Source organism: Streptomyces sp. NPDC056231 (assembly GCF_048270745.1).
GTDB lineage: Bacteria > Actinomycetota > Actinomycetes > Streptomycetales > Streptomycetaceae > Streptomyces.
Genome location: NZ_JBLVKW010000144.1, coordinates 1 through 10,673, shown reverse-complemented (window position 1 = coordinate 10,673; position 10,673 = coordinate 1). Strand labels below are relative to the sequence as shown.

The following is a 10,673-nucleotide window of genomic DNA, read 5'->3' as shown; positions in this document are numbered from 1 at the left end:
AGGAGCACTACAACTCCCACCGGCCACACAGATCACGAGACCAACAACCACCCGAAGCCCCGGAACAGCTGCCGGTCTTGCCTGTGGGTGCGCCAGACGACGCGGTCCTCGACTGAGCCGCTGCGAAATCGAGCCGCCCATCCCGCCAGATCACCGCCTCCCCGTCCAGCACCGTGCCCGGCCGCAGCGCCATGCCGGCCAGAGCCAGGTCCATCCAGTACGGCGTGACGACCCTCCCGGACCGCGCGTACAGGGCGACCGTGTCCTCGGTCCGCACCATGATCGTCCGGTGCCCGGAACACTTCCTGCCCCGCGTCCCAGCCCCCGCACAACCGGCCCCCACCGAAACGATCAGCGGGCGCACGGAGGAGAACCTGAGCCGACTACGGCGGGAGAACACCGACCTGCGCCGCACCCTGGCCCTGTACGAGGAAGCCATCCGCCAGCTCACCCTCGAAAACGACGCCCTCAGGCAGCAGGGCACGCTCATCGCGCTGCCCACCGGCCGACACCCGTAGAGGAGGGCGATTCTCAGGCGGGCCGGGGTGCTGCAAGCGTCTGCGCAGCCTCTGCGGCCTGGCGCAGATTCTCGGTGGGGTGAGCAAGGCCGTCGAGCATGGTTATCCCCGACCGGAGTGCTGCCTGGGCCACCTCGTGTAGACCGAGTGGCACAGCGGCCTGTGTGATGAGGAAGTGTTCCTCGGTGACCCTCACCCCCAGGCCGAGCTCCCGCCAAGTGAAGGTCTGACAGGACGGGTTCGTTAGATCAAGATCGAGCGCCAGCTGATTGGTAGGCGGCAGTGGCGGCGGGCCGTCAAGTAGCGTGACCGCCCGTTGAAGGGACTGCCAGGCTGCCTCTACCTCGCCGTGGCGGCGTTGCAAAGAGGCGAGGTTGACCAGGGCCGAGCCGCGCGTGTCGGCGTCGTCCTGCAGGGACGCGTGCAGGCTGCGCGCCCGGATCGCCTGCCCGAGATCCCCCAGGGCTTTGAGCTCGTTGGCGAGAGACCCGAGCAGGGCCCCATCACGCGGGCCTGTGTCATCGAGGATGCGTATGAGCGCGGCGCGGGCCAGCTCGGTCTGCCCCTGGCGGCGGGCCAGCGCCGTCCAGGTGAGGTCGTATTCGTCGTGGGGATCCTGGCCGTAGTTCGACTCATCCCAGTCGGCCGCCCACTGGGTGAGGGCCCGTACGGAATCGGGGAAACCGCCGAGCAGGAAGTAGAAATCGGGGTCGGACTCCCGCAGAGACCGCAGCAGAGCGTGGTCCTGCGTCTCACCGTGCAGGGCGACCAGGACCGCGGCGAGGCGGAGTTCTTCGGTGGGGCCGCGGCGGACTTCCTGTCGCAGGAGTATGTGCAGAAGCTGCAGGTCGGCCGGCTGCCGGTCGTACTGGGCTGCGCGCAGGACGGTGGCCCGCCGTACCGGATCGCCCGCAATCGCGTCCCAGCAGTCGCGGTCCGCCCTCATCCGGGCCAGATCGGCTCGGCCGGGAGCGAGAACCGCCTGCCAGAGCGGCGGGCGCCGAAGACGGTCCAGCAACGCGTACGCGCAGCCTTCGTCCGCGTTCACCAGCAGGAACTCCGGCTCGGTCCGCAGAAGGGACTCCTGGAGCCTGCGCAGCAGCTCCCTCCTGGAGAGCTCGCGCAGACCCAACCCGCTGAGCAGCATGCTGCGATCGGCGTCCAGCTCAGGGCCGTAAGAGTCCCGAATCTCGTCTTCGGTCCGGTTGAACACCGCCCCCAGCACCTCTTCATCGGCCGCGAGGTCGAGTTCGGTGTAGTCGTGCCAGCCCGGCAGACCGAAGAGAATTTCCAGAGCCTCGTCCATGCTGGCGCCGATGAGGCCCGCTTCGTCCTCGGAGCTCGCGTACAGCACAGCCCCGTCGACACATATGAAATAGGTTCCGCCGGTGTCATCGCCCGCCACGGCCCTCAGCGGCGCTCCGCTCGCCAGACGGACCTCTTCCACGTGCTCGGCCCGGTCAAGATCAAAATCAAAGGATCCCGCAGCCAGCCTCACCAGATCAGGATTCCGGCGCAGGACAGCAAGTACGTGGTCGGGGCGTGTCATGGCCGGACCGTAACAGCCGCCGCTGACACCAGATCGTGCACGGTCTCAATACTGGAGGGTTCGCTCAGCAAGACCGGCCGGACACCGGACACCACAAAACCCTGTCCATAATTTCGGCTCGTACCACCAGCCCGGCCCCTCCGGTAGCACCGGAACGGCACGGGCGAGCGCCACGCTGATCGGGAGTTCCACAACTTTCATGCTGCGACCACGCACCGAATCACAGCGCGCCGAGTGCGGTGTCCGGCCGGCACACCTCGCAGGCCTGAACTCCGTCACCGAGGGCGGCGAGGGCCTGCTCCCGACTGATGGCCCGCAGCTGCTTTCCACCGGCGAAACAGTCGCCACGGTGGACCTCGGATCGCGAGGTGCCGATACCGACGTCGGTGATGCCCCAGTCCGGGAAGGTAGGCGGGCGCCGTTTCTCGCTCTCCCGTTTCTCGACCGTCTCCTTCCCCTGCTCCCTGCCACGCTGCCGCTCCGGCGCCCGCCGCTGCTGGCCCTGCCGTTCTTGGGCTTCGAGCTGCTGGATCCGGCCCCGGGTCTGGCGCAGCTGCCAGTCCAGCCACTCCTGAAGAGCCCGGAGCTTGTCGAGGCGGGACATCGACCCGGGATCGGACACGGCTACGCCGCCTCGTCCCCGGCAGTTTCGTGGGCGTGCTTGAGCGCCATCCGCGCCGCCACCACACCGCCGTCGAGGGTCGCCCAGTACGGGTGCGTCGCCACCACGGTGCTCAGCCGGAGCAGTTCCGCCTGGTACCGGGCCACCTCTGCGGTCTGCTCCGCCGTGTACCCGGCGCTGTCGGGCTTCCCGGACCGGCAGGTGCTGTGGAGCTGCTTGTCGGCCTCCCATCCGGGCATCGGTTCGGCCGACCAGGGGAGCGTGGTGGCGTACTGCTCGTAGGCGGCGCGGGTCTGGTGGAGGGCGAGCTGGGCGTCGCGGAGGTCCTGGGGGAAGTCGTACGTGGGCACACAGGAATGCTACGTCTGTTCGAATACGGGATGCGAACAGCCACGCTGGCCGACCGATATGAAGCGTGACGACGGTCGTTCGGTCTGCCGGTGTCGGCGACGGGCGTCGTCCGGCATCCTCGCGCGGGCCTGTCGGCGTCATGTCCGGCGCTGCCTCCTACGCAACGGGCTTTTCGCCGGGGTCGCCAGGTTCGTCATCAGCGTCGCGATCCGGTGAATTCCCGGCCCGCGGCACGTGTGCCCGCGTGCGCGTGTAGGGGCCTGGGATGTTCATGCCCGAAGGCATCCCAAGGCGGTGAACTTCTCGCCAGCTTCGCGGGGAAGTCCTTGCGCTCCAAAAAAGGGCAGAAACGGCGTCGGTCGGTGAAACATCTGCCCGCCACCCCCACATAACTCAGTCAACAGGGGAGCGGTTCACGCCTGGTTGCGGGCGTTGCCCCTATCAGTGCTACGGGGCTCATTCAAGAGTTTCCGGACGCTGAAACCGCAGGCCAAACCCTTGAATGCGTCTCCGCGGCTGGCCAGTGTGGGTGCCGCCGGTCCGGGGTTGCGCCGCTAACCACCGCCCCGTCCATCGTGCTGCCCAGCATCCCGCTCCGCCCTCCCGGTCCACCCCGGGGCGCGGAGCGCTGCTGTCTGCGGCGCTCCCCGAGACGCAAGGGACGGGCACCGCTAACGATCCGCCCCGCTCGTGTGCCGGCCCGGCACCCCTGACCCGAAAGAGAGAACACCTGATGTCCACGCTCGCCCTGCTCGTCCTGCTGCTCCTGGTCCTGGTCGTCGTCCTGGAGAAGCTGCCGGGCCGAGTCCGCGTGGCGGATGGCGGTCTTCTCGTCGATGCCGAAGACGAGCGCGAGGTGGAGCGGGTCGGCGCCGTGGGTGAGGGCCTCTTCGAGGTGACAGTCAACGCGGAGCCGCTCCAGGGTGGCGGTGAGGTTGCGGTTGGCCCGGGTGGTCCAGGATGTCGCACAAATAGGGAGATACCGGTGAGGACGATCGTGGTTCCCGGGTGGAGGTCTCCGCGTTCGGGTAGGGCTGGGTCTTCGTAAGCACCAACACCGCCAGACTGATGGGTCAAGGGCATCCGCACCCACATTCCCATCCACTTGCCCCACCAGGTATCTTGCATCGCATGGAACCAGGTGATTCGACCAAGCAGGCCCGGGCAGCCGCCCAGCTGCGCAAGGGCGTCCTGGAGTACTGCGTACTCGCCCTGATGCGGGACCGCCCCTGCTACGGCGTGGAACTCCTCCGCGCCTTGGAGGACTCCGGTGCCCTGGCCACCAGCCAGGGCACGGTCTACCCGCTGCTCTCCCGGCTCCGCCGCGACGACCTGGTCACCACCACCTGGCAGGAGTCCGCCTCCGGACCACCCCGTCGCTACTACGCGCTCACCGACAGCGGCCGGGCCGCGCTCGACGAGTTCACTCGCGTCTGGCCCGGCTTCCGCAACGCCGTCGACGCCTTCCTGAACACCCCTCACCCCTTTACCGGAGACCGCGCATGAAGACCTCTGCCGACCTTGTACGCGACTACCTCTCCGCCGTCGAGCGCGAGACCTCCGCGCTCCCCGCCGACCGTCGCCGGGAACTCCTCGCTGACCTCGCCGAACACATCGAGGTGACGCGCGCCGAACGCCCCGATGCCGCGACCGGCGAGGTCCTGGCGGAGCTGGGGGACCCCCGCACGATCGCGGCGACGGCGCTGGCCGAGGCGGGAAACGGGGCCGCCGGGGCCCCCGCCCGGGGCGGTGTCGGTGCACCCGCCCGGCGCGGCAAGGTGCACCCCCTGGTCCCGCTCCTGATGCTCACCCTCTCGCTGCCCTTCATGATGGTCTTCCCCGTCCTCCCCGGGCCGCTGTTCGGCGTCCTGTTCCGCGTCATCGGCGCGTTGCTTCTCTGCACCTCAGTGCACTGGACCGCCGTCCAGAAGACCACCGGCGTCCTGCTCGCCGCCATCCTGCCGAGTGTCATCATCGCCACCTGGAACCTGTCCAGCGGCGGCCCGGGGGGCGGCACCCCGGCCCTCCTGGCCAACCTGGCGATGCTCGCCTTCCTGGCCGGCACGGCAGTATGGCTCTGGCGGGTCCGCCGCGCCTGAGCGCGGCCGCTGGTACATCAAGCCTGCGGGCCTCGTTCACCCTCAGCCCCACCTCGGACATCAGCTTCGACGCGGTGTAGTTCCTGGCCATCGGAGCGAACTTGCGGCAGGTGGCCAGTTCACCGGCCCAGCCGGTGAACAGCTGCCCGACCTCCGGCTCCAGCGGCGGGATCCGCAGCTGAGCGTCCTTCGCCCCGCGTGGCCGGTTCACCTCGTCGATCAGATACTCGATGACCCGGCCTGTCAGCCGGTGCAGTTCGACCTTGTGTCTCAAGTCCAGGAACGTGAAGTACGTGGTCAGCGCCTGCGAACGGGCAAGCCGGGTGCCGCTGGGCGAGTTCCGTAGCACCTTCCCGAAGTACGCGTCCGCGTCGGCGGGCTCCATGTCCCACAGCGGCCGACCGAATCATGTCCGCACCTGTTCCAGGTGGCCGACGTCCCCGCGGATGGTGCCGTCCGTCAGCCCGGCCGACGCCCGCGCGAGCACGAGCCCGGCCAGCGCTTCGGTCTCGAACCGCTCCAGTTCCTCCGCCGAGACCGGAGCCCGCACGTCGCGGAGGTCCCGCACGACCGCCAGTGCCGCCAACCCGAGCCCCCTCACCTTCACCCGGACCGCCAATCGGTCGGGCTAGATGAGAACACTTCAAGAATCCTGAAGTTACGTCACCTGGCGGCAGAGCACGCGAAGGAGGGGGAACCGGGTCTGTACGGTCAACGGTGGATCTTCGAACAGGAAGTGACACCTGATGACAGACGTGATCGCCTCGGCTGAGGCCGTCGAGGAAGTGCAGCCCGCTGGGATGCCGGAGGCCCTGGACGACCAGTTGATCGGGCAACTGGTAGACCGCGCGAAGGCTGGCGGGCGATGGCGAGGGGGCGGGTGTCTCGGAGCAGGGTGATCTGTGAGGGGGCGGTCAGTGTGGGGGTGAGGATCGCCTTGTTGGCGTCGCGCGGAGTGAGATCAGGCACGACGCTGCGGAGACGATGGTGAGCGCGGCGAAGAGGTGGGGGTAGCCGCCGAGTGGTGAGGCCAGGGCTGCGCCTGCGAATGGGGCGAGTGCTGAGGCGGTGGTCGCAGGTGCTGCGAGGAGTCCGGAGAGGCGGCCGTAGTGGGTGGTGCCCCAGCGATCGGTGATGGCGGTGGCTTGCAGCAGGGTGAGGTTGCCGCGGACCATTCCGGCCGCGACCGACAGGACCACCAGCAGGGCGTAGGGGCCGGGCGTGAAGGCGAGGGCCGCAGTGGTGACGCCTCCGAGCGCGATGAGGGTGGTGGTGCGCGCGGTGACCCCGGTGTGGCGGGCGAGTGTCGCGTACAGGGTGCGTCCGAGGGTCTGTCCGGCGCCGCCGAGGCCGAGTGCCCATGCTGCCTGGCTGGTTGAGTATCCGCGCTCGATGAGGAGTGGGACCAGGGCAACGACGACGGCGTACACGGTGAAGGCGGAAAGGGTGAGGGCTGCGGCGAGCATCCAGAAGGGCCGGCTGCGTGAGACCGTGATCGCGGAGTCGCTGGTGTGGGGAGACTGTGGCGGCGCGGCCGGCCAGGGGGCCTTAAGCGCGAATGCGTGGGCGGGGACGGTCACGGCAGCGAGGATCACGGCAAGCACGGCGTAGGTCATGCGCCAGCTCATGTGGTCGGCGAGCATGGCGGTCAGGGGTGCGAAGACGGTGGAGGCCAGTCCGCCGGCCAGGGTGACGATGGTGAGGGCGCGGACGTGGTCGGGTGCCCACCAGCGTGTGAGTGCGGCGAAGGCGGGCTGGTAGAAGGTGGCCGCCATTGCGAACCCGGCCAGGAGCCAACCGGAGAAGAACACCAGCAGGTTGGGAGCGGCGGCCACGATGAGGAGGCTCGCGACGCCGAGGATGGAGCCTGCGGTCATGACGGTGCGCGGGCCCCGGTGGTCGATGATCCGGCCGACCCGGATCCCGGCGAATGCGGAGATGAGCAGGGCGGCGGAGAACGCGGCCGTTGTGGCCCCGGTGGGCCAGCCGGTGTCGGCGGTGATGGCCGGGTTGAGCACGGGGAAGGCGTAGTAGACGATGCCCCAGCTGGTGATCTGTGTGATGCACAGCGCCGGGAGTACGGCGCGGGGCCGCGACCGGTCTCCTGTTCCGGTCGGGACCCCGCGTGTATTGAGCTCGGTCACGGGCAGCAGCCACCGGCCTCGACCGGTGCGGCCGGGCCTGCTCCCGTGACGGCCGGGTCCGCGCAGCAGGTGCTGCCCTTCTGCTTGGCCATGGAGTCGGCGTCGGCCTTGACGACATACACCTCCCACGGTTCCTGGCCGGGGCCGTGGACCCAGACCTTGTCCTGGAGTGCGTAGCAGCAGGTGGTGTCGTTCTCGACGTCTGTTGCAAGGCCCTGGTCTGAGAGGCGGGTGGTGGCGGCGTGGACGGCTTCGGTGGTGTCGACTTCGACGCCGAGGTGGTCCATGCGGGTGTCCTCGTCCGGTGTGCCCTGGATGAGGACGAGTTTGAGCGGGGGGTCGGAGATGGCGAAGTTGGCGTAGCCGTCGCGCAGTTTGGCCGGCTCGGTGCCGAAGAGCTTGCTGTAGAAGGCGATCGAGGCGGGAAGGTCGGGGACGCGCAGGGCGAGCTGTACTCGGGACATGACGATCCTCCTGACACAGGGGTGGAAGCGCCCCGGCCGTCGGGGGGCCGGGGCGCTGGGATCAGGTCAGCAGCAGCTGCCGGACGACGACGATTCCTCGGCGGCTGCGACAGGCAGAGTGGTGCCGACGCCGATCTGTACGAGAGCGGGCGCCGGAGTGGCGCAGCATCCTCCGCCGTCGGTCTGGTCGGCTGCCGGGTCGTCGAAGATGCCGGAGCCGCCGCACACTCCGGTTTCGGGGAGGGTGAGTTCGACCTTGTCGGCGGATTCCAGGTCGCCGGCGATCGCGGCGACGACGGAGCGGACCTGCTCGTAGCCGGTCCTCGCGAGGAAGGTCGGGGCGCGGCCGTAGGACTTCATGCCGACCAGGTAGACCCCCGTCTCGGGGTGGGAGAGTTCGCGGTGGCCGTGGGGGTAGACGGTGCCGCAGGAGTGCTGGTTGGGGTCGATCAGCGGGGCCAGTTCCACAGGTGCCTGGAGGCGTTCGTCGAGGCCGAGGCGGATCTCGGAGAGGAAGGACAGGTCGGGGCGGAAGCCGGTCAGCACGATGACCTCGTCCACCGGGTCGAGACGGCGTTCGTCCTCGCCGGCCAGGATCAGTCGGCCGTCCTCGTCACGCTCGATGGCCTCGGTGCGGAAGCCGGTGACCGCGTCGGCGTGGCCGTTGTCGACGGCGGCCTTGGCGGCGAGGCCGAGGGCGCCTCGGGCGGGCAGCTGGTCGGCGGTGCCGCCGCCGAAGGTGGAGCCGCTGATGCCGCGGCGCAGGATCCACACCGCGTGCGTGCCGGGCTCGTCCTTCGAGACGTCGGCGAGCATGGCCAGGGCGGTGAACGCGGAGGCGCCGGAGCCGATGACGGCGGTCCGCTTGCCGGCGTAACGGGCGCGGACGGCGGGGTCTTTGAGGTCGGGGACGCGGTAGGTGATGCGGTCGGACGCCGTCTTCTCGCCGAGGGCGGGCAGGCCGCTGGCCCCGGCCGGACTCGGGGTGGTCCAGGTGCCGGAGGCGTCGATGACCGCGCGGGCGAAGAGGCGTTCCTCGCGGCCGTCGGTGTAGGCAACGTGGACGACGAAGGGCTGGGTCTCGCGGTCGGCGTCGACGATGCGGTCGCGGCCGGTGCGGGAGACGCCGGTCACCCGGGCGCTGGTGCGGATACGGTCGCCGAGTACGTCGGCGAGGGGCTGGAGGTAAAGGTCGGCCCAGTCACCACCGGACGGGTAGATGGCCGCGTCCGGCTTGGTCCAGCCGGTCGGGGCAAGAAGCTTCTCGGCAGCCGGGTCGACGATCTCGCCCCAAGTGGAGAACAGCCGCACGTGCGACCACTCGCGCACCGTCGCTCCGGCGGCGTCGCCGGCTTCCAGCACCAGTGGTTCGATGCCGCGGTCGACCAGGTGGGCGGCGGCGGCCAGCCCGGCGGGGCCGGCGCCGATGACGACGACCGGCAGGTCTGCAGTGGTGGTCATGGCGGTGATGTCCTCCGAGATAGGCGGCCGCTCCGGCCGCTGTTTCGATTGCTGTCGATGTCTGGAGCTTGCCACTCGGTATCGACGAGTGTCAACATAGACGCATGTCGAAATCAGAGATTGCGGAGCTGCCGGTCCTGGACGCGGAAGCCGTGGTGCCGTGCTGCCCGCCGATCACCGCCGGGGAGCTGTCGCAGGGCGACGCGGAGAAGATGGCCGTCATGTTCAAGGCCCTGTCCGACCCGGTCCGGCTGCGCCTGTTCTCCAAGGTCGCCTCGCATCCGGGCGGCGAGGCCTGCGTCTGCGACATTTCCGACGTCGGCGTCTCCCAGCCGACCGTCTCCCACCACCTGAAGAAGCTGCGCGAGGCCGGCCTCCTCACCTCCGAGCGGCGCGGAACCTGGGTGTACTACCAGGTCGCGCCGTCCGTCGTGGCGGCCATGTCCGCCATGCTCGACCTGCGCACCTGATCTCCGGTCGGCGCCTGGTGGTCAGCCGGTGCAGTCGGGCGGGCAGCACCGAGCCAGGTACGCCTGAAGGGCGGAGACGCGCTGGGCCATCGTGGCTCCGTCGGCCCGGTAATAGACCTGTTTGCCTTCCTTGCGGGAGACCACCAGGCCGCCGCGGCGCAGCAGGCTCAGGTGTTCCGAGGCGGTCGACGGCTTCAGTGTGCAGCGGTCGGCGATCTCGCCGACCGTCAGTTCGATGCCGCCGGTGAACTGCTGCATCACCTTCTGACGGGTTTCGCTGGCCAGGGCCTTGAGGAAGTCGGCCGTCGCCGGATCCACCACGGGCTGTTCACTGCCGTTCTCTGTCACCATTTCGCGCCAAACATTTCGTCACTTCCCGAAACAACGACTCATTGAAAGGGTTCACGTTCTCATGGAGCATGCCGATCTCATCGTCATCGGTGCCGGGCAGTCCGGCCTGGCCGCCGCGGCCCTCGCCCCGCGTCACGGCTTCACCCGCATTCTGGTGCTGGAGGCCGCGGCGGAGCCGGGCGGGTCCTGGCCGCGCTACTACGACAGCCTCACCCTGTTCTCCCCGGCCCAGTACTCGTCCCTGCCCGGGATGTGCTTCCCCGGAGACCCGGACCGCTACCCGCGGCGGGACGAAGTGGTGGACTACCTGCGCGACTACGCCCGCCGTCTGCCCGCCGACATCCGCACCTCGACAACCGTCACCTCCGTGACACGCCAGGACGGCACCTGGTCCGTACGGGCCGAGGACGGGCGGGAGTTCACCGCGCGGGCGGTCATCGCCGCGACCGGTGACTACGGCACACCCTTTGTCCCGGACGTTCCCGGGCGGGCGGACTTCGGCGGCCGGGTGCTGCACGCCGCTGACTACCGCAGCCCGGACGCGTTCGTCGGGCAGAGGGTCGTCGTGGTCGGCGGGGGCAATTCCGCGATCCAGATCGCCGCCGAACTCGGCCCCCTCGCCGACACCACCCTGGCCACCCGGC

Annotated in this window: 14 protein-coding genes; 6 read left to right on the top strand and 8 right to left on the bottom strand. The window is 69.4% G+C overall.

Features of this window, described 5'->3' with window-relative positions:
- The first annotated feature begins 224 nt into the window (after positions 1–224).
- Positions 225–518, top strand: a complete 294-nt coding sequence (locus tag ACNPQM_RS42710) for a hypothetical protein (RefSeq protein ID WP_418088238.1) — start codon at positions 225–227, stop codon at positions 516–518.
- A 13-nt stretch (positions 519–531) separates the two neighbouring features.
- Here ACNPQM_RS42710 and ACNPQM_RS42705 read toward each other — a convergent pair whose 3' ends face one another.
- From ACNPQM_RS42705 to ACNPQM_RS42695, 3 genes are all read right to left on the bottom strand, one after another.
- Entirely contained in the window at positions 532–2,067 is a 1,536-nt protein-coding gene (locus ACNPQM_RS42705; protein ID WP_418088237.1) for a hypothetical protein, read from the bottom strand.
- Positions 2,068–2,287: 220 nt separating this feature from the next.
- The gene (locus ACNPQM_RS42700; protein ID WP_418088236.1) at positions 2,288–2,689 is read right to left on the bottom strand and encodes a DUF6233 domain-containing protein; all 402 of its coding nucleotides are present in this window, start codon (positions 2,687–2,689) and stop codon (positions 2,288–2,290) included.
- 2 nt (positions 2,690–2,691) lie between these two features.
- Positions 2,692–3,039: a hypothetical protein gene (locus ACNPQM_RS42695; protein ID WP_418088235.1), complete on the bottom strand. Its 348-nt coding sequence runs from the start codon at positions 3,037–3,039 to the stop codon at positions 2,692–2,694.
- 734 nt (positions 3,040–3,773) lie between these two features.
- Here ACNPQM_RS42695 and ACNPQM_RS42690 point away from each other — a divergent pair.
- The 3 genes from ACNPQM_RS42690 to ACNPQM_RS42680 all read left to right on the top strand — a co-directional run bounded on the left by ACNPQM_RS42690 (position 3,774) and on the right by ACNPQM_RS42680 (position 5,139).
- On the top strand, positions 3,774–4,088 hold the full coding sequence (locus ACNPQM_RS42690; RefSeq protein WP_418088234.1) for a hypothetical protein: 315 nt from the start codon (positions 3,774–3,776) through the stop codon (positions 4,086–4,088).
- An 83-nt stretch (positions 4,089–4,171) separates the two neighbouring features.
- Positions 4,172–4,546: a PadR family transcriptional regulator gene (locus ACNPQM_RS42685; RefSeq protein ID WP_418088233.1), complete on the top strand. Its 375-nt coding sequence runs from the start codon at positions 4,172–4,174 to the stop codon at positions 4,544–4,546.
- Positions 4,543–5,139 carry an HAAS signaling domain-containing protein gene (locus ACNPQM_RS42680; protein ID WP_418088232.1) on the top strand — a complete coding sequence of 199 codons (597 nt, stop codon included), beginning with the start codon at positions 4,543–4,545 and terminating at the stop codon, positions 5,137–5,139. Before ACNPQM_RS42685 ends, ACNPQM_RS42680 begins: the two co-directional genes overlap by 4 nt.
- 406 nt (positions 5,140–5,545) lie before the next feature.
- Here ACNPQM_RS42680 and ACNPQM_RS42675 read toward each other — a convergent pair whose 3' ends face one another.
- The 4 genes from ACNPQM_RS42675 to ACNPQM_RS42660 form a co-directional block, all read right to left on the bottom strand.
- Entirely contained in the window at positions 5,546–5,725 is a 180-nt protein-coding gene (locus ACNPQM_RS42675; protein WP_418088231.1) for a hypothetical protein, read from the bottom strand.
- Between the two features lie 328 nt (positions 5,726–6,053).
- Complete coding sequence (locus tag ACNPQM_RS42670) at positions 6,054–7,283, bottom strand: MFS transporter (RefSeq protein ID WP_418088230.1); 1,230 nt, start codon at positions 7,281–7,283, stop codon at positions 6,054–6,056.
- Entirely contained in the window at positions 7,280–7,747 is a 468-nt protein-coding gene (locus tag ACNPQM_RS42665; protein WP_418088229.1) for an ArsI/CadI family heavy metal resistance metalloenzyme, read from the bottom strand. Before ACNPQM_RS42665 ends, ACNPQM_RS42670 begins: the two co-directional genes overlap by 4 nt.
- 66 nt (positions 7,748–7,813) lie before the next feature.
- Positions 7,814–9,208: an FAD-dependent oxidoreductase gene (locus ACNPQM_RS42660; protein WP_418088228.1), complete on the bottom strand. Its 1,395-nt coding sequence runs from the start codon at positions 9,206–9,208 to the stop codon at positions 7,814–7,816.
- A gap of 104 nt (positions 9,209–9,312) precedes the next feature.
- On the opposite strand from ACNPQM_RS42660, the gene ACNPQM_RS42655 reads away from it, so the two are divergent.
- A complete protein-coding gene (locus tag ACNPQM_RS42655) occupies positions 9,313–9,678 on the top strand; it encodes an ArsR/SmtB family transcription factor (RefSeq protein ID WP_418088227.1) in 366 nt (121 codons plus the stop codon).
- Between the two features lie 21 nt (positions 9,679–9,699).
- Here the strand turns inward: ACNPQM_RS42655 and ACNPQM_RS42650 are convergent, their stop codons facing one another.
- Entirely contained in the window at positions 9,700–10,029 is a 330-nt protein-coding gene (locus ACNPQM_RS42650) for an ArsR/SmtB family transcription factor (protein WP_418088226.1), read from the bottom strand.
- A gap of 61 nt (positions 10,030–10,090) precedes the next feature.
- Here ACNPQM_RS42650 and ACNPQM_RS42645 point away from each other — a divergent pair.
- The coding region (locus ACNPQM_RS42645) for an NAD(P)-binding domain-containing protein (RefSeq protein ID WP_418088225.1) at positions 10,091–10,673 on the top strand (583 nt) is incomplete at its 3' end.